Raw genomic sequence first — 23347 nt, 5'->3', positions numbered from 1 at the left:
GCGGGTGCGGGCGTGCCCTCCGGCGGCGGGGGCGCGGGACGGCGCGAACGGCGCTGGGTCACCGCGCCGGGGGCGCCGAGCGGACTGCGCGGTCGGCCGCGCTCCGCCTCCGTTCGCCTTTCGGCCTTCGGGGACGGTGTGCGGACGAGGTGGAGCCGGGAGTCGCGCGGGATACGGGACGTCACGGGAGCAGTCTTCCTGCTGGCGGTCCGAAAACCCAAACGGAATCCCGGCGGCGCCCCGGCGCACGCGCGCCACGGCGGTCGCGGACCGTCACGCCCAGGGGTGAGGAGGCGGTCGCAGCGCCTACATCAAGGGGGTGAGGAAGCGCCGCAGCGCCTCTTCGTACCGTGCGGAGTCGGCGTTCCACATGGCGCCGTGGGGCGCATCCGGAACGGTGTGCAGGGTGACGAGGTCGGGTCGCTTTCCAGCCAGTTGACGGGACGGGCCCCAGGGGGCCACGGCGTCGCCGGGGCCGTGCAGGATGAGCGTCGGCACCCTCAGGGCACGGGGGTCGGCGGCGGCGATGGCGGCGACGCGGTCCCCGCGCAGGCCGGTGCGGCCCTGGGCGGCGCGCACGGCCAGCGGGAGCAGCGCGGCCGGGGTGCGGCGCGCCGTGGCGAGGGCGCGCAGCGTGGCCTCCCAGTCGAGCACCGGCGAGTCGAGGATCAGGCCGCTGACGCGGTCGCGGAGGCCGGAGTGGGCGGCGGCGTGCAGGGCCATCGATGCGCCGGTGGACCAGCCGTACAGGACGACGTCGCGCGCGCCGTAGCGCACCGCGTAGCGGATGGCGGCGTCCAGGTCGCGCCACTCGGTCTCGCCCAGGTGGCCGAGCCCGTCCGGCGAGCGGGGCGCGCCCAGGTCGCCGCGGTAGGCGAGGTCGAGCACCGGCAGCTGCTGACGGTTCAGGAAGTCCATGACGACCATCGGGTGTTCGCGCGTCGTGCCGAGGCCGTGCACGGTGATCACCCATGTGTCGCGGCTGCCGGGCACGAACCAGGCGGGCAGCGGGCCGAGTTCGCCCGGGATGTCGACGTCGGCGTGGTCGATGCCGAGTGCGGCGTGCGGGTCGCCGATGTGGACCTGGGGGGTGAGCCAGACCCGGGCGCCGGGGTCCAGGGTGCCGTGGGTGACGCGTTCGAGGCGGCGTACGACCGAGTCGGCCTCGTGCGGGGCGGTGTCGAGGACCGGGCCGACCACGGCGTGGCAGCCGTTGCCGCTGAGGCCGTAGCGGCCGGGGCGCTGGGAGGCCAGCGCGCGGGTGAGGGTGATCTGGCCTGCGGCCGTGGAGTGCACGGTCAGGCGGGGCTCCGTCGGCAGGGGGCGGCCCGCGGGGGCCTTGAGGGCGGCGTCGCTGGCGTAGCGGCCGGCCGCGACGGCGAGGGCGGCGGTGGCGCCTAGGACGGCGGTGGCGGTGGTGACGGCGGTGGCCGTCGCTTTGGCTGGGCGCACGGAATCAGTGTCCGCGGGGTGGGGCGGCGGGGCCAGTGGGCGGGCGCCAGTGGGTGGCTTTCCCCAATCCCGCCCCTTCCCGTAACCAGGGGGCTCCGCCCCCTGGACCCCCTTGCTTCGCGGCTCGTCCTCAAACGCCGGACGGGCTTACGTGCGCTGGCCGTACCCCTTCAGTTTCTCCTCCGTTTCGCGGAGCTGGTCCAGGGACAGGAGCGAGGGCGCGTGGCCGGGCACCGCGCTCGCCGTGAGCCACAGTCGGCACATCCACTCCAGTTGGGCGGTGCGGTCGAATGCCTGGGAGAGGGTGTCTCCGTAGGCGATCGTGCCGTGGTTCTGCAGCAGGCAGGCCGAGCGGTCGCGCAGGGCGTGCAGCATGTTCTCGGCCAACTCGTCGGTGCCGTAGAGAGCGTAGGGAGCGACGCGGACGGGGCCGCCGAGGGCGGCGGTCATGTAGTGGACGGAGGGGAGTTCCGGGACCAGGGTGGAGACGGCGGTGGCGTGCACGGCGTGGGTGTGGACGACGGCTCCGGCGCCCGTGGCGCGGTAGATCGCCAGGTGCATGGGCAGCTCGCTGGTCGGGGCGAGGCCGCCGATGAGCCGGTTGCCGTCGAGGTCGACGCCGAGGACGTCCGCGGGCGTCAGCTTGTCGTAGGCGACGCCGCTCGGCGTGACGAGGACGGTGTCGCCGACGCGCACGGAGACATTGCCCGAGGTGCCGACGACCAGGCCGTCCGTCACGGTCCTGCGGGCCGTGGCGACCAGCTCGTCCCAGGCCCGCGCGACCGCCTCGCGCCCCGCCCCCGCCGTGGTGTCGTGCCGCTGCTCAGTCATGCGGCGATCCTGCCAGAGGGGGCCCCGGCGGCCCGGCGGAGGTGCGCGGGAACCGGCCGGATCCGGCGGCACGGCAGCGGCGGCGCCCCGCCAGGTGATCAGGATCTCTTCGACGGGTCGAAGCACCAGCTCAGGCAGTTCGTCCGGGGTCGGCCGGAAGGGCCACGGACGGCCTAATTCCGGGCCCCCGTAGGGCTCACGCCTTCGCCCCGCCGCACCCTCTGGTGTATGCCGGAAGGATGTGGAGTGGCGACAACCCACATCGGGTCACCGCACAGCCCAATCCAGTTCACTTTCCGTTCACTCAGGTTGCCTACGTTCCACGAGCCACTGACGTCCAACAGAAGCCTGGGTAAATGGAACACATCACGCTTCTCCTCGGGATCGTGATCGTTACCGCTCTCGTGTTTGATTTCACGAACGGTTTCCACGACACAGCCAACGCGATGGCGACGACCATCTCGACCGGCGCTCTCAAGCCCAAGACGGCGGTGGCCATGTCCGCCGTGCTGAACCTCGTCGGAGCGTTCCTCTCCGTCGAAGTCGCCAAGACGATCTCCGGCGGCATCATCAACGAAGACGGTCTGAAGACCGAAGTGATATTCGCGGCCCTGGTGGGCGCGATCCTCTGGAATCTGCTGACCTGGCTGCTCGGCCTGCCGTCCAGCTCCTCGCACGCGCTGTTCGGCGGCCTCATCGGCGCCGCCGTGATGTCGATGGGCTGGTCCTCGGTCAACGGCGGCACCGTCGTCACCAAGGTGCTGCTCCCCGCGGTGGCCGCCCCGCTCGTCGCCGGCATCGCCGCGACGCTCGCGACCCGGCTGACGTACAAGATCAGCAGCCGCGCCGACGAGAAGGCCACCTCGAAGGGCTACCGCGCGGGCCAGATCGCCTCCGCCGGACTCGTCTCGCTCGCCCACGGCACGAACGACGCCCAGAAGACGATGGGCATCATCACGCTGGCCCTCATCACCGGCGGCGTGCTGAACCCGGGCGCGAACCCCCCGATGTGGGTCATCGTCTCGGCCGGTGTCGCCATCGCGCTCGGCACGTACCTCGGTGGCTGGCGGATCATCCGCACCATGGGCAAGGGCCTCACCGAGCTGGCCCCGCCGCAGGGCTTCGCCGCGCAGACGTCCGCCGCGACCGCCATCCTCGCCTCCTCGCACATCGGCTTCTCGCTCTCCACCACCCAGGTCTGCTCCGGTGCCGTGATGGGCGCGGGCCTCGGCCGCAAGGGCGGCGTGGTCCGCTGGTCCACGGCGACGCGGATGTTCGTGGCGTGGGGCCTGACGCTGCCGGCCGCCGGCCTGGTCGGCGCGGGCGCCGAGCTCCTCACCAAGCAGGGCACCTGGGGCATCGCCACCACGGCCGCGCTCCTGATCGGCGGCTCCGCCGTCATCTGGTCGCTCTCGCGCCGCCAGCCGGTCGACCACACGAACGTCACGGCCGACGAGATCGGCACCCCCGGTGCCACCGGTGCCGACGCCGAGCCCGCGGGCGTCGTGACCACCGCGATCGCCGCCGTCACCCCGCCGCCCGCGGGTCCGGTGGCCACGACCGCCGAGGGCACCGCCACCGACTCCGATGTCGCTGCCGATGTCCAGATGACCCTCTCGCCCGCGTCCGCCGCGTCCGCCACGGCCGTGGCGGACTCCGCCCGGCCCGCCACGGTCTAAGGAAGAAGCAGCATGAAGATCGACTGGGCAGCTCTGGGCTCCGTCTTCGGAGTCAGCCTCGCGGTGACCGTCGCCCTCGTGGGCCTGTTCACGCTCGGCATCGTCGGCCTCTCCAAGCAGGAGCAGGCCCGGGAGGCACGGGCGGCCGGTGGCGCCACGGCCGCGCTCCCCGCGCGCGTGGGCGCGTACGCGTGCTTCGCGCTGTGCGCGGCGGCGGTGGCGTACGGGATCTCGCTGATCGTCGTCTGACACGACCGCACCACGTCAAACGCCCTGTGGGCGGCGACCGTTCTCCCGACGGTCGCCGCCCACAGGGCGTTCGGCGTTCCTCCCGACCGGCCGTGAACCCCGTCCCCGTGTGTACCTCCGCACACTCTCCCGTCGCAGGTCAACAGCGAGTTGACGGGCGTCGCGGGCCGTGGTGGACTGCCGGAGCCAATTACGGCGGCAGGAGAGGAAGCCGGTGCGAATCCGGCGCGGTCCCGCCACTGTCACCGGGTGATCCGAACACGGTCCCCGGGAGCCAGGAACTCTCACCGCCGGTCTCGTCGAACCAGGGCGCGGACACCCTGAGTGAGGACATATCGCCATGCGCGGCCGCCCGTTGCCGGTCCCTGCCCTGTCGCGGGTGCCGTTCCCCCCGACCACTCCGCTCGGCGTGACGGCGGGCTGACCCCATGCGTGCCGATCGCGACTTCGCGTACGGCGCCACCGCCGGCCTCCTCGGTGACCTGCTCCTCGGCGACCCTCGCCGGGGGCATCCGGTCGCCGCGTTCGGCCGTGCCGCGGGGGCCGTCGAGCGGGTGCTGTGGCGCGACCACCGCGGGTGGGGCGCGCTGCACACCCTGGTGTGCGCCGGGGGCGCCGTCGGCGCCGGTGTGCTCGCCTCGCTCGCCGGGCGCCGCTCCCGTGCCGCGTCCGTCGGGCTGACCGCCGCCGCCACCTGGGCCGTCGTCGGGGGGACTTCCCTCGGGCGGGAGGCCCGTGCCGTCGGGGGCGCCCTCGCCGCCGGAGACGTGGACGTCGCCCGTGAGCGGTTGCCGCACCTGTGCGGGCGTGACCCCGAGGCGCTGGACGCCGACGGGATCGCCCGGGCCGTGGTGGAGTCCGTCGCCGAGAACACGTCCGACGCCGTCGTGGGCGCGCTGGTGTGGGGTGCCGTGGGGGGTGTGCCGGGGCTGCTCGGGTTCCGGGCCGTCAACACGCTCGACGCGATGGTGGGGCACAGGTCCGCCAAGTACCGGCGGTACGGGTGGGCTTCCGCCCGGCTCGACGACGTCCTGGGGTGGCCCGGGGCCCGGCTCACCGCCGCGCTCGCCGTGGTCGCCGGGGGGGCGCCGCGGGGGGCGGTGCGGGCGTGGCGGCACGATGCCGCCCAGCATCCGAGCCCCAACGCGGGCGTCGTCGAGGCGTCCTTCGCGGGGGCGTTGGGGGTGCGGCTGGGGGGCACGCTGTCCTACGCAGGGCGCGTTGAGCACCGCCCCGTCCTCAACGGTGGGGGGCGGCCCGTCGCCGTGGGGGACATTGAGCGGGCTGTGAAGTTGTCCCGTCGGGTTGGCTGGCTTGCCCTGGGTGTTGCGGTTGCCGTCGACCTTGCACGGGGTGGACGTGTGACCAAGGGGCGCCCCGCGCCGTGGGCACAGCGGCAGCGGCACGAGCAGACGCCCCGCCGTGGCAAGCGGCTCGGGGGGTGCTCATGAGCGGCGGGCTACTCATCGCAGGGACCACCTCCGATGCCGGGAAGAGTGTCGTCACCGCCGGGATCTGCCGGTGGCTCTCCCGCAAGGGAGTCTCCGTCGCGCCGTTCAAGGCGCAGAACATGTCGCTGAACTCGTTCGTCACGCGCGAGGGCGCCGAGATCGGGCGGGCGCAGGCCATGCAGGCGCAGGCCGCCCGGGTCGAGCCCAGCGCGCTGATGAATCCCGTGCTGCTCAAGCCGGGCAGCGACCGGTCGAGCCAGGTCGTGCTCATGGGGAAGCCCGTGGGCGAGATGAGCGCCCGGGGCTATCACGGGGGCCGGCAACAGGCGCTGCTCGACACCGTCGTGGGATGCCTGGAACAGCTTCGGGGCACGTATGACGCCGTGATCTGTGAAGGGGCGGGCAGTCCCGCCGAGATCAACCTCCGGCGTACCGACATCGTGAACATGGGCATCGCGCGCGCCGCCCGCTTCCCGGTCGTCGTGGTCGGTGACATCGACCGTGGAGGCGTCTTCGCCTCCTTCTTCGGGACCGTCGCGCTGCTGAGCCCCGCCGACCAGGAGCTGGTCGCCGGGTTCCTCGTCAACAAGTTCCGCGGTGACGTGTCGCTGCTCGAACCCGGGCTCGACATGCTGCGCGACCTCACCGGGCGGCGCACCTTCGGCGTGCTGCCGTTCCGGCACGGGCTCGGCATCGACGAGGAGGACGGCCTTCGGGTCTCGCTGCGCGGCGCGGTGCGCGAGTCCGTCGTGGCCGCGCCCGTCGGCGAGGACGTGCTGCGCGTCGCCGTGTGCGCGGTGCCGCTGATGTCCAACTTCACCGACGTGGACGCGCTGGCCGCCGAACCCGGCGTCGTGGTGCGGTTCGTGGACCGGGCCGAGGAACTCGTCGACGCGGACCTCGTCGTCGTACCGGGCACGCGCGGGACCGTGCGCGCCCTGGAGTGGCTGCGGGAGCGCGGCCTCGCGGACGCGCTGGCGCGGCGGGCCGCCGAGGGGCGCCCCGTCCTCGGCATCTGCGGCGGCTTCCAGGTGCTCGGCGAGCGGATCGAGGACGACGTCGAGTCGCGGGCCGGGACCGTGGACGGGCTCGGACTGCTGCCCGTACGCGTGCGGTTCCACAAGGACAAGACTCTGGCGCGGCCCGTCGGTTCGGCCCTCGGCGAGCACGTCGAGGGGTACGAGATCCATCACGGCGTCGCCGATGTCCTGGGCGGGGAGCCCTTCTTGGACGGCTGCCGGGTCGGCGCCGTGTGGGGCACCCACTGGCACGGCTCGCTGGAGAGCGACGCGTTCCGGCGGCGCTTCCTCACCGAGGTCGCGCGCGCCGCGGGCCGCCGCTTCGTGCCCGCGCCCGACACCGGCTTCGCCGCGCTGCGCGAGGAGCAGCTCGACCTCCTCGGCGACCTCATCGAAGAACACGCGGACACCGACGCGCTGCTGCGCCTGATCGAGACCGGCGCTCCGTCCGGTCTCCCCTTCATCGCACCGGGGGCACCCTCATGACAGTCCTGCTTCTGTCCACCGCCGACACGGACCTGCTCGCGGCCCGCGCCTGCGGTGCGGCGTACCGCATCGGCAACCCGGCGCGCGTCGACGTGCGCGAGGAACTGCCCGCGCTCCTCGACGGCGCGGACATCGCCGTCGTACGCCTCCTCGGCGGCAAGCGCGCCTGGGAGGACGGGCTCGCCGCGCTGAAGGCGGCCGGGATCCCGACCGTCCTGCTCGGCGGCGAGGCCGTGCCGGACGCCGAGCTGATGGCCGAGTCGTCCGTCCCTGCGGGCGTGGTGGCCGAGGCGCTGCGCTATCTCGTCGAGGGCGGCCCCGACAACCTCGTGGAGCTGGAGCGGTTCCTGTCCGACACCGTGCTCCTCACCGGCCACGGCTTCGCGGAGCCGCGGAAGATGCCCGAGTACGGGGTGCACGGGGAGCGTGCGCACGTCGAGGGGCGGCCGACCGTCGGCGTGCTCTTCTACCGCGCGCACCAGCTCTCCGGGAACACCGCGTTCGTGGACACGCTGTGCGACGCCATCGAGGCGAAGGGCGCCAACGCCCTTGCCGTGTACTGCGGTTCGCTGCGCGGCGCGGACGCCGGTCTGTACGAGATCCTCGGGCGCGCGGACGCGCTGGTCGCCACCGTCCTCGCCGCGGGCGGCACGCACGCCTCCGAGGCGAGCGCGGGCGGCGACGAGGAAGCCTGGGACATCGGCGCGCTCGCCGACCTGGACATCCCCGTCCTGCAAGGTCTCTGCCTCACGTCGTCCCGCGCCGCCTGGGAGGCGTCCGACGCGGCCCTCTCCCCCATGGACGCCGCCATGCAGGTGGCCATCCCGGAGTTCGACGGGCGCATCGTCACCGTCCCGTTCAGCTTCAAGGAGCAGGGCCCCGACGACGTACCGGTGTACGTCGCCGACCCCGAGCGGGCCGCCCGCGTCGCCGGAATCGCCGTACGCCACGGCCTGTTGAGGCACAAGCCGAACGCGGAGAAAAAGCTCGGCGTCGTCTTCACCGCCTACCCGACCAAGCACAGCCGCGTCGGCAACGCCGTCGGCCTCGACACCCCCGCCTCCGCGATCCGCGTCCTCGACGCCCTGCGCGACGCGGGCTACGGCGTCCACGGCCACCCCGACAACGGTGACGAGCTGATCCACACCCTCATCAACGCCGGTGGCCACGACGTCGAGTGGCTCACCGAGGAGCAGCTCGCCGCCGCGCCCGCGCGTGTGCCGCTGGCCGACTACCAGGCGTGGTTCGACACGCTCGACCCCGAGCTGCGCGACGGCATGCTCGAAGCGTGGGGCGAGCCGCCGGGGAACCTGTACGTGGACGGCGGCGACATCGTGCTCGCCTCGCTCCAGTTCGGGAACGTCGTCGTGATGATCCAGCCGCCGCGCGGCTTCGGCGAGAACCCCATCGCCATCTACCACGACCCGGACATGCCGCCGTCCCACCACTACATGGCCGCGTACCGCTGGCTGGACAACACGTTCGGCGCCGACGCGATCGTGCACATGGGCAAGCACGGGACGATGGAGTGGCTGCCCGGCAAGGGACTTGGGCTCAGTGGTGGCTGCGCGCCGGACGCCGTGCTCGGGGACCTGCCGCTCGTCTACCCGTTCATCGTCAACGACCCCGGCGAGGGCACCCAGGCCAAGCGGCGCGGGCACGCCACGGTCGTGGACCACCTGGTGCCGCCGATGGCCCGCGCGGACACGTACGGCGACCTGGCGAAGCTGGAGCAGCTCCTCGACGAGTACGCGCTCGTCAGCGACCTCGACCCGGCGAAGGCGCCCGCCGTGCGCGCGCAGATCTGGACGCTGGTGAAGGCCGCCGAGCTCCACCACGACCTGCATGTCGACGAGCAGCCCGACGACGGCGAGTTCGACGAGTTCGTGATGCACATCGACGGCTATCTGTGCGAGATCAAGGACGTGCAGATCCGCGACGGCCTGCACATTCTCGGCGGCGGGCCGGTCGGCGAGGCACGCGTCAACCTCGTCCTCGCGGTGCTGCGCGCCTCGCAGGTGTGGGGCGGCACCGCCAACGCGCTGCCGGGGCTGCGGGCCTGCCTCGCGGAGCATTTCGGCCTGAACGAGAAGGAGTTGCTCGGTGAGCCGGGCGCCGCGGTGAAGGTCGCGGACGGTCTGACGGCCCTGGTCGACGGGCCCGCGCGGACCGCCGCGGACGCCATCGATCTGCTTGAGCAGCTCTGCCGGCGGCTCGCCGAGGGCATGGAGGAGCGCGGCTGGGCGCTGGACGCCGTGCGCGGCCTCGTCCGCGACGTCGTCGGCGTCGAACTGCCGCCCGCCGTCGCCGTCCTGGGCTTCGCCTGCGAGGAGGTCGTGCCCCGCCTCGCCCGCACCACGGACGAGATCGGGCACATTCTGCGGGCCCTGAACGGCGGTTACGTGCCCGCCGGCCCTTCGGGTTCCCCCACGCGCGGCCTCGTGAATGTGCTGCCGACCGGCCGCAACTTCTACTCCGTCGACCCCAAGGCCATTCCGTCCAGGCTGAGTTGGGAGGTCGGCCAGTCCCTCGCGGACTCGCTGATCGCCCGCTATCTGGCCGACACCGGCGCGTACCCGAAGTCCGTGGGCCTGACCGTGTGGGGCACGTCGGCCATGCGGACGCAGGGCGACGACATCGCGGAGATCCTCGCGCTGCTCGGCTGTCGGCCGGTGTGGGACGACGCGTCGCGCCGCGTCACGGGCTTCGAGGTCGTGCCCGTCGCCGAGCTGGGGCGGCCCCGCATCGATGTGACGGTGCGGATCTCCGGGTTCTTCCGGGACGCGTTCCCGCATGTGGTGGGCTTGATCGATGACGCCGTGCGGGCTGTTGCGGAGTTGGACGAGGACGCCTCGGACAATTACGTACGCGCCCACGTGGACGAGGACGCGGCCGAGCACGGCGACCGGCGGCGCGCCACCGCCCGCATCTTCGGCTCCAAGCCCGGCGCGTACGGGGCGGGACTGCTGCCGCTCATCGACGCCCGGAACTGGCGCTCGGACGCCGATCTGGCGGAGGTGTACGCGGTGTGGGGCGGCTATGCGTACGGGCGCGGGCTCGACGGGCGGGCCGCCCGCGGGGACATGGAGACGGCGTTCAAGCGGATCGCTGTGGCCGCGAAGAACGTGGATACCAGGGAGCACGATCTCGTCGACGCCGACGACTACTTCCAGTACCACGGCGGGATGGTCGCCATGGTGCGGCATCTGACGGGGGCGTCCCCCGAGGCTTACGTCGGGGACTCCGCCGTGCCGGATCAGGTGAAGACGCGGACGCTGGGTGAGGAGACGCATCGCGTGTTCCGTGCGCGTGTCGTCAATCCGCGGTGGATGGCCGCTATGCGGCGGCACGGGTACAAGGGCGCCTTCGAGATGGCCGCCACCGTGGACTATCTGTTCGGGTACGACGCGACGGCCGGGGTCGTCGACGACTGGATGTACGAGAAGTTGTCGGCGGAGTACGTGTTCGACCCGGAGAACCGGGCGTTCATGGAGAAGTCCAACCCGTGGGCGCTGCGGGGGATTTCCGAGCGGTTGCTCGAAGCGGCGGAGCGGGGGCTTTGGGCGGAGCCGGACGCGGAGACGTTGGAGCGGTTGCGGGCCACCTATTTGGAGCTTGAGGGGCAGCTTGAAGGGGGTGCGGAGTGATGTGGCCCGGCTGGGAGCTCCCCAATCCCGCCCCTTCTTCCCGTAACCAGGGGGCTGCCGCCCCCTGGACCCCCGCTTGTCGGCCTTCGGCCTCGTCCTCAAACACCGGACGGGCTGAAAAGGGCACGCCGGACGGGCAGCACACCCAGTACATCCAGGAGGTCGTCGCGTGAGCACCCCCTATCCCTTCACCGCCCTCGTCGGGCAGGACGATCTGCGGCTTGCGCTGCTGCTGAACGCCGTCTCCCCCGCCGTCGGTGGCGTGCTCGTGCGCGGTGAGAAAGGCACCGCCAAGTCCACTGCCGTGCGGGCGCTTTCGGCGCTGTTGCCCGAGGTGGACGTTGTCGCCGGGTGTCGGTTCTCCTGTGCTCCGGGGGCGCCCGATCCCGCCTGCCCGGACGGGCCGCACGAGGCCGGGGGCGGGGTCGCTCGGGCCGCGCGCATGGTGGAGTTGCCCGTCGGGGCCTCCGAGGACCGGCTCGTGGGGGCGCTCGACATCGAGCGGGCGCTCGCCGAGGGCGTGAAGGCGTTCGAGCCGGGGCTGCTCGCCGACGCGCACCGCGGGATCCTGTACGTCGACGAAGTGAATCTGCTGCACGATCACTTGGTCGACCTGCTGCTCGACGCCGCCGCCATGGGGGCTTCGTATGTGGAACGCGAAGGCGTGTCCGTGCGGCATGCCGCGCGGTTCCTGCTGGTGGGGACGATGAATCCGGAAGAGGGCGAGCTGCGGCCGCAGTTGCTCGACCGGTTCGGTCTCACCGTCGAGGTCGCCGCGTCCCGCGAGCCCGACCAGCGCGTGGAGGTCGTGCGGCGGCGGCTCGCCTACGACGATGATCCGGACGGGTTCGCGGGCCGGTGGGCCGAGGAGGAGGGCGTCGTACGGGCACGTATCGTCGCCGCCCGCGCGCTGCTGCCGCGGGTGCGGCTCGGGGACGGCGCGCTGCGGCAGATCGCGGCGACCTGCGCGGCCTTCGAGGTGGACGGCATGCGCGCCGACATCGTCATGGCGCGGACCGCGACCGCGCTTGCCGCGTGGGCGGGGCGCGAGGACGTGCTGGCCGAGGACGTGCGGCAGGCGGCGCTGCTCGCGCTGCCGCACCGGCGGCGGCGCAATCCCTTCGACGCCCCCGGGCTCGACGAGGACAAGCTCGACGAGACCTTGGAGGAGTTCGGGGGGGACGAGGATCCGGACACCGATCCTGACCCCGACCCCGATGGAGATGGCGGCGGCGGGCCGGGCGGTGGCGCGGCGGCGGGCGGGACGGGGGGGGGGAGCCGCCTCAGGACTCCGGGCCCGAGCAGACCGGCGACGGCGGCAGCGCCGCGCAGACCGAGGCCGGCGACGACGGGCAGCCGGGGGCCGGCGGCGCGGGCGAGCAGCAGGCCGTGCGGGCCGGTGAGCCGTTCCGTACGAAGGTGCTGAGCGTGCCGGGGCTCGGCGAGGGCGCGGCGGGACGGCGGTCCCGGGCGCGTACCGAGCACGGGCGCACGACGGGTGCGCGGCGGCCCCGAGGAGCCCTCACGAAGCTGCACTTGGCGGCGACCGTGCAGGCCGCGGCGCCCCATCAGCGGGCGCGCGGGCGGTCCGGGCGCGGGCTCGTGGTGCGGCGCGACGATCTGCGGCAGGCCACCCGGGAGGGGCGCGAGGGCAACCTCGTGCTGTTCGTCGTGGACGCGTCGGGGTCGATGGCGGCACGGCAGCGGATGAGCGCGGTCAAGGGCGCGGTGCTTTCGCTGCTGCTCGACGCCTACCAGCGGCGGGACAAGGTGGGGCTCGTGACGTTCCGGGGAGTGGGTGCGGAGGTGGCGTTGCCGCCCACGTCGTCCGTGGACGCGGCGGCCGTGCGGCTGGAGTCCCTCCCGACCGGCGGACGTACGCCGCTCGCCGCCGGGCTGCTGCGCGCGCACGAGGTGCTGCGGGTGGAACGGATGCGGGATCCCGCGCGGCGGCCGCTGGTCGTCGTGGTGACCGACGGCCGCGCGACCGGCGGCGTGGAGCCGGTGGCCCAGGCGGGGCGCGCCGCCCGGCTCTTCGCCGCCGAGGGGCATGCCTCGGTGGTCGTGGACTGCGAGTCGGGGCCGGTGCGGCTCGGGCTCGCTGGGCAGTTGGCCGGGGAGCTCGGCGGGACCGCGGTCACGCTGGACGACTTGCGTGCCGACTCGATCGCCGGTCTTGTCCATGATGTTCGGGAGTCGTACGGCTCCGGTTCCGTGAGGAGGGTTGCCTGATGCCTCAGGGTCAGCCGAGTGTGGTGCCCGATGACGGCCTGACGACGCGTCAGCGGCGTAATCGGCCGCTCGTCGTCGTGCACACCGGGATCGGCAAGGGCAAGTCCACCGCCGCGTTCGGGCTCGCGCTGCGCGCCTGGAATCAGGGGTGGCCCATCGGCGTGTTCCAGTTCGTGAAGTCCGCGAAGTGGAAGGTCGGCGAGGAGAACGCGCTGCGGGTGCTCGGCGCCAGCGGGCAGGGCGGGACCGTCGACTGGCACAAGATGGGCGAGGGCTGGTCCTGGATCCAGCGTGCCCCGGCCGACGGCGAGATGAGCAACGAGGACAAGGCCCGCGAGGGCTGGGAGCAGGTCAAGCGGGACCTCGCCGCCGAGACGTACCAGCTGTACGTCCTCGACGAGTTCGCCTACCCGATGCACTGGGGGTGGATCGACGTCGAGGAGGTCGTGTCCGTGCTGCGGGCCCGGCCCGGCACGCAGCATGTGGTGATCACCGGGCGCAACGCGCCGGAAGCGCTGGTGGAGTACGCCGACCTCGTCACCGACATGTCCAAGGTCAAGCACCCGATGGACGCCGGTCAGAAGGGGCAGCGGGGCATCGAGTGGTAGCACGTCTTGTCGTCGCGGCGCCGTCTTCCGGGAGCGGGAAGACGACGGTCGCCACCGGGTTGATGGCCGCCTTCACGGAGACCGGGCTCGCCGTTTCGCCTCATAAGGTCGGGCCGGACTACATCGATCCCGGGTATCACTCCCTCGCCACCGGGCGGCCGGGGCGGAATCTGGATGCCTATATGTGCGGGCCGGAGCTTGTCGCTCCGTTGTTCGCGCATGGGGCCCGTGGGTGTGATCTGGCGGTTGTCGAAGGTGTGATGGGGCTGTACGACGGGGCCTCCGGGCAGGGGGAACTGGCTTCCACCGCGCATGTCGCGAAGCTGTTGCGCGCGCCTGTGGTGCTCGTCGTCGACGCCTCTTCGCAGTCGCGGTCCGTGGCGGCGCTGGTGCACGGGTTTGCCTCGTGGGATCCGGAGGTCCGGGTCGGTGGGGTGATTCTGAACAAGGTGGGGTCGCCTCGGCACGAGGAGTTGTTGCGGGAGGCGCTGGATTCGTCCGGGGTTCCGGTGCTGGGTGCCTTGCGGCGGGTGCCGCAGGTTCGGGCGCCCTCGCGGCATCTGGGGTTGGTGCCTGTTGCCGAGCGGCGGGCCGAGGCTCTTGAGTCCGTGGCCGCGTTGGCCTCGCAGGTGCGGGATGGGTGCGACCTTGAGGCGTTGTTGGCGTTGGCTCGTGGTGCGGGGCCGTTGTCGGGTGCGGGTTGGGATCCCTGCGGGGCTTTCCCCAGTCCCGCCCCTTCCCGACTTCGGCCTCGTCCTCAAACGCCGGACGGGCTGAAAATGGCACCCCGGACGGGCACCAGAGCAAAGAATCGCCCGTCGTCGCCATGGCTGGCGGAGCCGCGTTCTCCTTCGCCTACGCCGAGCACGCCGAGCTGCTTGCCGCCGCCGGGGCCGAGGTCGTGCCGTTCGATCCGCTGCACGACGAGGAACTTCCCCCGGGCACCCGGGGGCTCGTCATCGGCGGGGGGTTCCCCGAGGTGTACGCCCCCGAGTTGTCCGCCAACGAACCGTTGCGGAAAGCCGTGGCGGAGTTGGCGGAGAGCGGGGCGCCGGTGGCCGCGGAGTGTGCGGGGCTGCTGTATCTGGCGCGGGAGTTGGACGGGAAGCCGATGTGCGGGGTGCTCGACGCGCGGGCGCGGATGTCCGAGGGGCTGACGCTGGGGTATCGCGAGGCCGTCGCCGTGTCGGACAGTGTGCTCGCGGAGGCGGGCACGCGGATGCGCGGGCACGAGTTCCACCGCACGGTCGTGGAACCGGGCGCGGGGGCGGCTCCCGCCTGGGGGCTGCACGCTCCTGAACGGCGCGTCGAAGGTTTCGTACAACAGAGTGTGCACGCGAGTTATCTGCACACGCACTGGGCCGCCGAGCCCGGGATCGCCCGTCGGTTCGTGGAGAGGTGCAAGGCATGAGCGGCAGCAGCAGGCTGATCGGTGTCGGGGTCGGGCCCGGTGATCCCGAGCTCGTGACCGTCAAGGGCGTGAACGCGCTGCGCGGCGCCGATGTCGTCGTCGTGCCCGTGATGGACACGGGCGAGCGCGGCCGCGCCGAGGCGACGGTGCTGCACTACGTGCCCGCGGACCGGGTCGTACGCGTCGTGTTCGCGCTGAACGAGCGCACCGACCGGGCGCGCCGCGAGGCGGCCTGGGACGCGGCGGGGCAGCGGGTCGCCGAGCTGCTGCGGGAGCGCGGCACGGTGGCGTTCGCGACGATCGGCGACCCCAATGTGTACTCGACGTTCACGTATCTCGCGCAGACCATCGAGGAGCTGGTGCCGGGCGTCGGCGTGGAGACGGTGCCCGGGATCACCGCCATGCAGGACCTCGCGGCGCGCAGCGGGGCCGTACTGACCGAGGGCACCGAGCCGTTGACGCTGGTGCCGGTGACAGCCGGGGCCGCCGTGCTGAAGGACGCGCTTGCCGGGCCCGGGACCGTGGTGGCGTACAAGTTCGGGCGGCTCGCCCACGAAGTGGCCGCCGCGCTGCGGGAGACCGGGCGCACCGAGGACGCGGTGTGGGGGTCGGCGCTCGGGCTCCCTGAGGAGTCCATCCGTGCCGCCGCGGAACTGGGCGACGCGCCGCTGCCCTATCTGTCGACGCTCATCGCGCCCGCGCGGCGCGACGGCGGGCGGGGCGGGAAGCTGTGAGGTCCGCCGGTGGCGGCCGGGGCTCACTCGGCGATGCCCACCACCAGCCAGATGAACGCCGCCCCCGCCACCGTGCACAGCAGCGTCGAGCGCGCCGGGTGGTCGTGGTGCGCCTCGGGCAGGATCTCGGCCGCGGCGAGGTAGAGCAGGGCGCCGCCGAAGAAGCCGAGATAGCCGCCGAGCAGTTGCTCCGGAATGGTGAAGGCCAGCGTGGTCGCCGCGCCCACGACCGGGGCCACCGCGTCCGCGAACAGCATCGCGACGGCCTTGCGGCGCGCGTTCCCGTACAGCCGCGTGATCGTGTACGTGTTGAAGCCGTCCGCAAAGTCATGGGCGATGACGGCGACCGCGACCGCCGCGCCCATGCCGCCGCCCACCTGGAAGGCGGCGCCGATCGCGACGCCGTCCATCATGCTGTGGCCGACCATCGCCGCGGCCGCCGTCAGGCCGACCTCCGGGACCCGGCCGCCGTTGTGCTCGGCCGCCCCGTGCGCCGACCGGCGCAGCGCGAGCAGCCGCTCCACCACGTGCGCGAACAGGAAGCCCGCGACGGCCAGGAGCAGCGCCGCCGGTACGCCGAAGACCGGCCCCCCGGCCGCCTCCAGTGCCTCCGGCAGCAGATCGAGGCCGACCACGCCGAGCATCAGGCCGCCCGCGAGACCGAGCACCAGGTGCCGCCGGTCGGTGACCCGCCCCGCGGTCCAGCCGCCGACCAGTGTCATCACGAACGCGCCGAGCGCCACGAACACCGCCATGCGCTCTTGCTAGCCGATTGATCCCGCCCACGCACCGCGCCCCGCCCCACGGCCCCGCGGGCCACTCCCCCGGCCCCGTCCCCGGGCCGCTCCACCGCTCTTCACCACCCTTCTTCAGTTCAGTCCGTACGAGAGGAACTCCCCCATGGCCGACGCCGTCCCCACCGGCAAGGTGACCTTCGTCGGCGCCGGTCCCGGCGCCGCCGACCTGCTGACCTTCCGGGCCGCCCGGGCCATCGCGGACGCCGACGTGGTGATCTGGGCGGCCAGCCTCGTGCAGGCCGAGGTCCTGGAGCACGCACGGGACGGCGCCGAGATCCTGGACTCGGCGGTGATGTCCCTGGAGGACGTCGTGGCCGTGTACGAGCGGGCCGCCCGGGACGGGCTGAAGGTCGCGCGGATCCACTCCGGCGACCCGGCGCTGTGGGGCGGCACGCAGGAGCAGTTCGACCGGTGCGCCGAGCTGGGCGTGGAGACGGAGATCGTGCCCGGTGTGTCGTCGTTCTCGGCCGTCGCCGCCATCGCGGGCCGCGAGCTGACCATCCCCGAGGTCGCCCAGTCCGTGATCCTCACCCGCCTCGGCGGCGGCAAGACGCCGATGCCGCCCGGCGAGGAGGTACGGGAGTTCGCGCGGCACGGCACGACGATGGCGCTGTTCCTGTCGGCGGCGCGCAGCGGCCAGCTCGTGCGGGAGCTCCTCGAGGGCGGCTACCCGACGTCGACGCCCGTCGTCGTCGCGTACCAGGCGACCTGGCCGGAGGAGCTCGTCCTCACCTGCACGATCGAGACGCTGGAGGAGACGGTCAAGGAGCACCGCCTCTGGAAGCACACGCTGTTCCTCGTCGGCCCCGCCCTGGCCGCCCACGGCACCCGCTCGCACCTCTACCACCCCGGCCACTTCCACGGCTTCCGCAAGGCCGACCCCGAGGCCCGCGCGGCCCTGCGCGCGGAGAGGCCCCGCCCATGATCACCGTCATCGGTACGGGGACGGGGGCGCCGCTCGACGCCCCGGCGCGGGCCGCGATACGGGACGCCGCCCTGGTCGTGGGCGGCCGCCGCCATCTTGAAGCGGCGGCCATCCCTGCGGGGGTGGAACGGGTGGTGCTGGGCCCGCTGGCACCGGCGCTGAAGGCAATCGAGCGGTGCGTCCAGGCCGACGGCGGTGATATTCAAGCCCGTCGAGGGGGTCCCTCCCTGCTCATTAAGAGCTTGGGGGAGATTGAGGACGAGGCCGAAGGCCGATCGACGGCGCCCACGCACCCGGCACGGGTAGTCGTCCTCGCCTCGGGGGACCCGGGTTTCTTCGGCATCGTGCGCGCGCTGGCGGAGCGGTTCGGGCCGGACGCCCTGGACGTCCGGCCCAGTGTCTCCTCCGTGGCAACCGCATTCGCGAGGCTCGGCCTGCCCTGGGACGACGCAGTCGTGGTGAGCGCCCACGGCCGCGCCCTGCGCACGGCGGTGAACGTGTGCCGAGCCCACCCGAAGGTCGCCGTCCTCACGGGCCCCCGCAGCGGCCCGGCCGAACTGGGCGCCGAACTGGCCCGCCGCACGGCGACCCGCACCCTCGTCGTGGCCACCGCACTGGGCGACCCCGCCAGAGAACGCGTCGAACGGGTCACGCCCGCAGAGGCCGCGGCCCGCGACTGGGGCAGCGAGGTCGGCGTCGTACTCTGCCTCGACGAGGACCTGGCGGTGACGGATGTCGCCCGTACCGTCGCGGGGCCCCGGACCGGACCCGGCCGATGGGCCCTGGACGAGGACGAGTTCGCCCACCGGGACTCGATGATCACCAAGTTCGAGGTGCGGGCGCTCGCGCTCGCCCGGCTCGGGCCGCGCGTCGGCGACCTGGTGTGGGACATCGGCGCGGGCTCCGGCTCCGTCGCGGTGGAGTGCGCGCGGCTCGGCGCCGCCGTGACGGCCGTGGAGAAGACCGCCGACGGCGTCGAGCGCGTCCGCGCCAACGCCGCCGCGCACGGTGTCGACGTCCTCGCCGTGCACGGGGCCGCGCCCACCGTCCTGTCCGACCTCGCCGACCCCGACGCCGTGTTCGTCGGCGGCGGCGGGCGCGAACTGCCCGCCATCGTGACCGCGTGCGCGCGGCGGGCGCGGCGGGCCGTCGTGGGGCGCGGCGGGCCGTCGTGGTGTCGCTCGCCGCGCTCGACCGGGTGCCGGCGGTGCGGGCGGCGCTGCTCGGGGCCGGGTTCGACTGCGACGGGGTGCTGCTGCAGTCGTCGCGGCTCGCGCCGCTGCCCGGGGACGTCACGCGGCTGGCCGCGACGAACCCGGTTTTCCTGCTGTGGGGCACGCGGTCGGCTACGCCGGTTCCGGCGCCCTCGTCCTCAACTTCCTTGAACGAAGGAGTAGTTCAGTGATCGGCCTGATCTCCGGCACGAAGTCTGGCGGGGGCGCCTGTGAGCGGTTGGCCTCGGCCTGGCCCGCGCGTACCCGGGTGTACGAGGGTCCCGTGCGGGAGGCGTTCGAGCGGGCCTTTCGCGAGTGCGAGCAGGTGGTGTGCTTTCTCGCCACCGGGGCCGTGGTGCGGTTGGCCGCGCCGCTGCTCGCGGGGAAGGGGGTCGACCCGGGGGTCGTCTGTGTCGATGAGGGTGGGCGGTTCGCTGTTGCCCTGCTGGGTGGGCATGGCGGGGGTGCGAATGCGTTGGCTCGGGCGGTCGGGGAGGTGCTCGGGGCCGAGCCGGTGATCACTACCGCTACGGACGCGGTGTCCGTGCCGGGGCTCGACATGCTCGGGTTCCCCGTGGAGGGGGACGTTGCCGGGGTGACCCGGGCCATGTTGGACGGGGAACCCGTCGGCCTGGAGGCGGAGTTGGCCTGGCCCCTGCCTGCCCTTCCGCCAAATGTGAGGGCGCCGGAGGCTGGGGCTGTGCCCACCCGTCCCGCCCTGCGGGACGATTGCCCACAGCGAGAGCCGGATGGTGACCGCTCGCCGGAGCGGGACGACCAGCTCGCCCGCGAGCGGGCGACGGTGCGGGTTTCCGATCGTGCACACGCGTCCTCGCTTCGCGAGGTCACGCTACGGCCGCCCTCCCTGGTCGTGGGGGTCGGCGCCAGCAAGGGCGCACCGGTCGACGAGATCCTGGAGCTCGTGCGGGACTCCTTGCGTACCGCCGGACTCTCGGCATTGTGCATAAGCGAGTTGGCGACCGTCGACGCCAAGCAGGACGAGCCGGGGATCGTCGAGGCGGCCTCGCGGCTCGGGGTGCCTTTGGTGGCGTACGGCGCCGAGGAGCTGGCAAGGGTGGACGTGCCGAACCCGTCGGGGGCGCCGCTCGCCGCCGTGGGGACGCCGTCCGTCGCCGAGGCGGCGGCGCTGCGCGGCGGCGGTGAACTCCTCGTACCGAAGCGGAAGTCGGAGCGGGCGGACGGCAGGCCCGCCATGGCCACCTGTGCGGTCGTGCGACGGCCCGCGCGCGGGCGGCTCGCCGTCGTCGGGCTCGGGCCCGGGGCCCGCGACCTGCTCACGCCGCGCGCCCGCGACGAACTGCGGCGCGCCGCCGTGCTCGTGGGGCTCGATCAGTACGTCGACCAGGTCCGGGATCTGCTGCGGCCGGGGACGAGGGTCATCGAGTCGGGGCTCGGCGCCGAGGAGGAGCGGGCGCGTACCGCGGTCGCCGAGGCCCGCGAGGGCCGGGCGGTGGCGCTGATCGGGTCGGGGGACGCGGGCGTGTACGCGATGGCGTCGCCCGCGCTCGCCGAGGCCGGGGACGACATCGACGTCGTCGGCGTACCGGGCGTGACCGCCGCGCTCGCCGCCGGCGCGCTGCTCGGCGCGCCGCTCGGCCACGACCACGTGTCGATCAGCCTGTCCGACCTGCACACGCCGTGGGAGGTCATCGAGCGCCGGGTGCGCGCGGCGGCCGAGGCGGATCTGGTCGTGACGTTCTACAACCCGCGCAGCCGGGGCCGCGACTGGCAGCTGCCGAAGTCCCTCGCGCTGCTCGCCGAGCACCGGGCGCCGGCGACGCCCGTCGGTGTCGTACGCAACGCCTCGCGCCCCGACGAGAGCGTGCGCCTGACCACCCTGTCCGCGCTCGACCCGGACAGCGTCGACATGATGACCGTCGTGACCGTCGGCAACACCGCGACCCGCGCGATCGCGGGCCGCATGGTGACGCCGCGCGGCTACCGCTGGCAGGGGGTGTGACAGTCATGGAACGCGTTGTGCATCCCATCGAGCAGGAGTCGTTCCGGCGGCTGCGCTCCCGGCTCGACACCTCGCACTTCCCGCCGCTGACGCGGGCCGTCGTGGAGCGCGTCATCCACTCGGCGGCGGATCTGGAGTACGCGCGGGATCTCGTCACGGACGAGGAGTCGCTCGTACGCGGCCACGCCGCCCTGCACGCGGGCGCGCCCGTCGTCGTGGACGTGGAGATGGTCGCGGCCGGCATCACGCGGCGCGAGACCGTGTGCCGGTTGAAGGACGCCAAGTCGGCGACCGGTCTCACGCGTTCGGCGCACGCGGTGCGGCTCGCGTACGAGGAGGTGGGTCCGGGCGCGCTCTGGGTGATCGGGTGCGCGCCCACCGCCCTGGAGGAGCTGCTGCTGCTCGACGCGCGGCCCGCGCTCGTCATCGGGCTCCCGGTCGGCTTCGTCGGCGCCGTGGAGTCCAAGGAGGCGTTGCGGGCGAGCGGTCTTCCCGCCGTCAGCAACGTGTCCGAGAAGGGGGGTTCGGCGGTCGCGTCGGCCGCCCTGAACGCCCTGCTGTACCACCCCGCGGCGCCCGCCGCCGCAGATCGACCCGAGGAGAACCAGTGACCACCCCGCCCGCACTGCTCATCGCCGGACACGGCACCCGCGACGACGCAGGGGCCGCCGCGTTCCGCGACTTCGTCCAGGAGCTGGCGCGCCGCAACCCCCAACTGCCCGTCGCGGGCGGCTTCATCGAGCTGTCGCCGCCGCCCCTCGGCGAGGCCGTGGGCGAACTCGTCGAACGGGGCGTGAAACGCTTCGCGGCGGTGCCGCTGATGCTGGTGTCCGCCGGGCACGCCAAGGGCGACATCCCGGCCGCGCTGACCCGTGAGAAGGAGCGGCACCCCGGGATCTCGTACTCCTACGGCCGTCCGCTCGGGCCGCACCCGCTGATCCTGAAGGTCCTGGAGCGGCGGCTCGACGAGGCGCTCGGCGACACGGTGCGCACCCCGGAGGACCGGGCGGACGTCACCGTGCTCCTGGTGGGGCGCGGGTCGACGGACCCCGACGCGAACGCCGAGGTGTTCAAGGCGGCGCGGCTGCTGTGGGAGGGGCGCGGGTACGCGGGCGTGGAGACGGCGTTCGTGTCGCTGGCCGCGCCCGACGTGCCGTCGGGGCTCGACCGTTGCGTGGCGCTCGGCGCGCGGCGCGTCGTGGTCCTGCCGTACTTCCTGTTCACCGGCATCCTGCCGGACCGGGTGCGGCAGCAGACCGAGGGCTGGGCGTCGGCGCACCCGGACGTCGAGGTGCGGTCCGCCGATGTGATCGGGCCCGAGGAGGAGCTGGTCGAGCTGGTGATGGAGCGCTACCGCGAGGCGGTGGGCGGGGATCTGCGGATGAACTGCGACACCTGCGTGTACCGGGTGGCGCTGCCCGGCTTCGAGGACAAGGTGGGGTTGCCGCAGCAGCCGCACTTCCACCCCGATGACGACGGCCACCATCACCACGGTCACGGCCATGGGCACGGTCACGACCACCACGGAAGCCATGCGCACTCCCACTGAGGACGGTTCCCCGGCGGCCGCCGCGGCGGCCGAGGTCGATCTCCGGCATCACGGGGACGCGGAGGTGCGGGGGCGGGACGAGCTCGTCGATCTCGCCGTGAACGTCCGTGCCGGTACGCCGCCCGCGTGGCTGAAGCAGTGTCTCGCGGAGTCGCTCGACGGGCTCGCCGCCTACCCCGACGGGCGGGCGGCGCGGGCCGCGGTGGCCGCGCGGCACGGGGTGGCGCCGGAGCGGGTGCTGCTCACGGCGGGGGCCGCCGAGGCGTTTGTGCTGCTTGCGCGGGCGCTGCGGGTGCGGCGGCCCGTCGTCGTGCATCCGCAGTTCACCGAGCCGGAGGCCGCGTTGCGCGATGCCGGGCATGTGGTGGGGCGGGTGCTGTTGCGGGCGGAGGACGGGTTCCGGCTCGACCCCGCCCTGGTGCCCGACGACGCCGACATGGTCGTCGTCGGCAACCCGACCAATCCCACGTCCGTGCTGCACCGGGCGGATGACCTCGCCCGGCTGGCCCGGCCGGGGCGGGTGTTGGTGGTGGACGAGGCGTTCATGGACGCCGTGCCGGGTGAGCGGGAGGCACTTGCGGGGCGGGTCGATGTGCCGGGGCTCGTGGTGCTGCGGAGCCTCACGAAGACGTGGGGTCTTGCCGGGCTGCGCATCGGCTACGTCCTCGCCGACCCGGGCCTCGTCGCCGAGCTGTCCCGGGCGCAGCCGCTGTGGCCGGTGTCGTCGCCCGCGCTGGCGGCGGCGGAGGCGTGTGTGTCGCCTCGGGCGCTGGCGGAGGCGGGGCATGTGGCGCACCGTGTCGCCGCCGAGCGGCGGCATCTGGTGGCCGGGCTGTCGGAGGTGCCCGGGGTGAGTGTGGTGGGGCCCGCGGAGGGGCCCTTTGTGCTGGTGCGGGTCACCGGGGGCGGCGGGGTGCGGGAGGTTTTGCGGGAGCGGGGGTTCGCCGTGCGGCGGGGCGATACGTTTCCTGGCCTGGGGCCTGAGTGGGTGCGGGTCGCTGTGCGGGACCGCGCGACGGCCGACAGGTTCCTGTCGGCCTTGCGGGGGCTCTGCCCGTAGTTCCTTGAGCGGTCCGTCGCCC

General features: G+C 73.5%; 17 protein-coding genes, 2 pseudogenes and 1 riboswitch. Of the genes and pseudogenes, 15 read left to right on the top strand and 4 right to left on the bottom strand.

Going from position 1 to position 23347, the window contains the following annotated elements; genetic code table 11:
* The 3 genes from STRAU_RS42775 to STRAU_RS18925 all read right to left on the bottom strand — a co-directional run.
* The coding region (locus STRAU_RS42775) for a hypothetical protein (protein WP_162473225.1) at positions 1-185 on the bottom strand (185 nt) is incomplete at its 3' end.
* 121 nt (positions 186-306) lie between these two features.
* On the bottom strand, positions 307-1452 hold the full coding sequence (locus tag STRAU_RS18930) for an alpha/beta hydrolase family protein (protein WP_016641975.1): 1146 nt from the start codon (positions 1450-1452) through the stop codon (positions 307-309).
* Between the two features lie 147 nt (positions 1453-1599).
* Positions 1600-2283 (bottom strand): class II aldolase/adducin family protein, encoded by a 684-nt coding sequence (locus STRAU_RS18925; protein ID WP_016641974.1) that lies wholly within the window; start codon positions 2281-2283, stop codon positions 1600-1602.
* A 356-nt stretch (positions 2284-2639) separates the two neighbouring features.
* On the opposite strand from STRAU_RS18925, the gene STRAU_RS18920 reads away from it, so the two are divergent.
* The 9 genes and pseudogenes from STRAU_RS18920 (at position 2640) to cobI (ending at position 15799) form a co-directional block, all read left to right on the top strand.
* Entirely contained in the window at positions 2640-3962 is a 1323-nt protein-coding gene (locus STRAU_RS18920) for an inorganic phosphate transporter (RefSeq protein ID WP_016641973.1), read from the top strand.
* Positions 3963-3974: 12 nt separating this feature from the next.
* Positions 3975-4211, top strand: coding sequence for a hypothetical protein (locus tag STRAU_RS18915; protein ID WP_016641972.1), 237 nt, complete (start codon positions 3975-3977; stop codon positions 4209-4211).
* Between the two features lie 156 nt (positions 4212-4367).
* Positions 4368-4514: riboswitch (cobalamin riboswitch) on the top strand.
* A gap of 125 nt (positions 4515-4639) precedes the next feature.
* The gene (locus STRAU_RS18910) at positions 4640-5662 is read left to right on the top strand and encodes a cobalamin biosynthesis protein (protein ID WP_016641970.1); all 1023 of its coding nucleotides are present in this window, start codon (positions 4640-4642) and stop codon (positions 5660-5662) included.
* The gene (locus STRAU_RS18905; RefSeq protein WP_016641969.1) at positions 5659-7167 is read left to right on the top strand and encodes a cobyric acid synthase; all 1509 of its coding nucleotides are present in this window, start codon (positions 5659-5661) and stop codon (positions 7165-7167) included. Before STRAU_RS18910 ends, STRAU_RS18905 begins: the two co-directional genes overlap by 4 nt.
* Entirely contained in the window at positions 7164-10814 is a 3651-nt protein-coding gene (gene cobN / locus STRAU_RS18900; RefSeq protein ID WP_016641968.1) for a cobaltochelatase subunit CobN, read from the top strand. Before STRAU_RS18905 ends, cobN begins: the two co-directional genes overlap by 4 nt.
* 169 nt (positions 10815-10983) lie before the next feature.
* A pseudogene (locus tag STRAU_RS18895) lies at positions 10984-13046 on the top strand (putative cobaltochelatase).
* Positions 13046-13654 carry a cob(I)yrinic acid a,c-diamide adenosyltransferase gene (gene cobO / locus STRAU_RS18890; protein WP_037660347.1) on the top strand — a complete coding sequence of 203 codons (609 nt, stop codon included), beginning with the start codon at positions 13046-13048 and terminating at the stop codon, positions 13652-13654. Before STRAU_RS18895 ends, cobO begins: the two are co-directional and overlap by 1 nt.
* Positions 13648-15065 (top strand): annotated as a pseudogene (locus STRAU_RS39070) (cobyrinate a,c-diamide synthase). Before cobO ends, STRAU_RS39070 begins: the two are co-directional and overlap by 7 nt.
* Positions 15062-15799, top strand: coding sequence for a precorrin-2 C(20)-methyltransferase (cobI, locus tag STRAU_RS18875; RefSeq protein WP_016641963.1), 738 nt, complete (start codon positions 15062-15064; stop codon positions 15797-15799). Before STRAU_RS39070 ends, cobI begins: the two are co-directional and overlap by 4 nt.
* A gap of 23 nt (positions 15800-15822) precedes the next feature.
* Here cobI and STRAU_RS18870 read toward each other — a convergent pair whose 3' ends face one another.
* Entirely contained in the window at positions 15823-16554 is a 732-nt protein-coding gene (locus STRAU_RS18870) for a ZIP family metal transporter (protein WP_016641962.1), read from the bottom strand.
* Between the two features lie 145 nt (positions 16555-16699).
* Here STRAU_RS18870 and cobM point away from each other — a divergent pair, with 145 nt between their 5' ends.
* The 6 genes from cobM to cobC are packed head-to-tail and all read left to right on the top strand — an operon-like array spanning position 16700 to position 23325.
* Complete coding sequence (gene cobM / locus STRAU_RS18865; protein ID WP_016641961.1) at positions 16700-17521, top strand: precorrin-4 C(11)-methyltransferase; 822 nt, start codon at positions 16700-16702, stop codon at positions 17519-17521.
* Positions 17518-18906, top strand: a complete 1389-nt coding sequence (locus tag STRAU_RS18860; RefSeq protein WP_016641960.1) for a bifunctional cobalt-precorrin-7 (C(5))-methyltransferase/cobalt-precorrin-6B (C(15))-methyltransferase — start codon at positions 17518-17520, stop codon at positions 18904-18906. Before cobM ends, STRAU_RS18860 begins: the two co-directional genes overlap by 4 nt.
* 16 nt (positions 18907-18922) lie before the next feature.
* Complete coding sequence (gene cobJ, locus STRAU_RS18855; protein WP_016641959.1) at positions 18923-20716, top strand: precorrin-3B C(17)-methyltransferase; 1794 nt, start codon at positions 18923-18925, stop codon at positions 20714-20716.
* Positions 20717-20721: 5 nt separating this feature from the next.
* Positions 20722-21327 carry a precorrin-8X methylmutase gene (locus STRAU_RS18850; protein WP_016641958.1) on the top strand — a complete coding sequence of 202 codons (606 nt, stop codon included), beginning with the start codon at positions 20722-20724 and terminating at the stop codon, positions 21325-21327.
* Positions 21324-22265, top strand: coding sequence for a sirohydrochlorin chelatase (locus tag STRAU_RS18845; RefSeq protein WP_016641957.1), 942 nt, complete (start codon positions 21324-21326; stop codon positions 22263-22265). Before STRAU_RS18850 ends, STRAU_RS18845 begins: the two co-directional genes overlap by 4 nt.
* Positions 22249-23325 (top strand): Rv2231c family histidinol phosphate aminotransferase CobC, encoded by a 1077-nt coding sequence (gene cobC, locus STRAU_RS18840; RefSeq protein ID WP_037660350.1) that lies wholly within the window; start codon positions 22249-22251, stop codon positions 23323-23325. Before STRAU_RS18845 ends, cobC begins: the two co-directional genes overlap by 17 nt.
* Positions 23326-23347 lie beyond the last annotated feature (22 nt).

Origin of the sequence: Streptomyces aurantiacus JA 4570 (genome assembly GCF_000414115.1) — a bacterium.
Classification (GTDB): domain Bacteria; phylum Actinomycetota; class Actinomycetes; order Streptomycetales; family Streptomycetaceae; genus Streptomyces; species Streptomyces aurantiacus_A.
Note: the sequence above shows the minus strand (reverse complement) of the source record. Positions and strands in the feature narration are given on the sequence as shown.

Coding starts and splice junctions, on each gene's coding strand:
- STRAU_RS18925 (WP_016641974.1), bottom strand. CDS start 2,283: ATGACTGAGCAGCGGCACGACACCACGGCGGGGGCGGGGCGCGAGGCG.
- STRAU_RS18920 (WP_016641973.1), top strand. CDS start 2,640: ATGGAACACATCACGCTTCTCCTCGGGATCGTGATCGTTACCGCTCTC.
- STRAU_RS18915 (WP_016641972.1), top strand. CDS start 3,975: ATGAAGATCGACTGGGCAGCTCTGGGCTCCGTCTTCGGAGTCAGCCTC.
- STRAU_RS18910 (WP_016641970.1), top strand. CDS start 4,640: ATGCGTGCCGATCGCGACTTCGCGTACGGCGCCACCGCCGGCCTCCTC.
- STRAU_RS18905 (WP_016641969.1), top strand. CDS start 5,659: ATGAGCGGCGGGCTACTCATCGCAGGGACCACCTCCGATGCCGGGAAG.
- cobN (WP_016641968.1), top strand. CDS start 7,164: ATGACAGTCCTGCTTCTGTCCACCGCCGACACGGACCTGCTCGCGGCC.
- cobO (WP_037660347.1), top strand. CDS start 13,046: ATGCCTCAGGGTCAGCCGAGTGTGGTGCCCGATGACGGCCTGACGACG.
- cobI (WP_016641963.1), top strand. CDS start 15,062: ATGAGCGGCAGCAGCAGGCTGATCGGTGTCGGGGTCGGGCCCGGTGAT.
- STRAU_RS18870 (WP_016641962.1), bottom strand. CDS start 16,554: ATGGCGGTGTTCGTGGCGCTCGGCGCGTTCGTGATGACACTGGTCGGC.
- cobM (WP_016641961.1), top strand. CDS start 16,700: ATGGCCGACGCCGTCCCCACCGGCAAGGTGACCTTCGTCGGCGCCGGT.
- STRAU_RS18860 (WP_016641960.1), top strand. CDS start 17,518: ATGATCACCGTCATCGGTACGGGGACGGGGGCGCCGCTCGACGCCCCG.
- STRAU_RS18850 (WP_016641958.1), top strand. CDS start 20,722: ATGGAACGCGTTGTGCATCCCATCGAGCAGGAGTCGTTCCGGCGGCTG.
- cobC (WP_037660350.1), top strand. CDS start 22,249: ATGCGCACTCCCACTGAGGACGGTTCCCCGGCGGCCGCCGCGGCGGCC.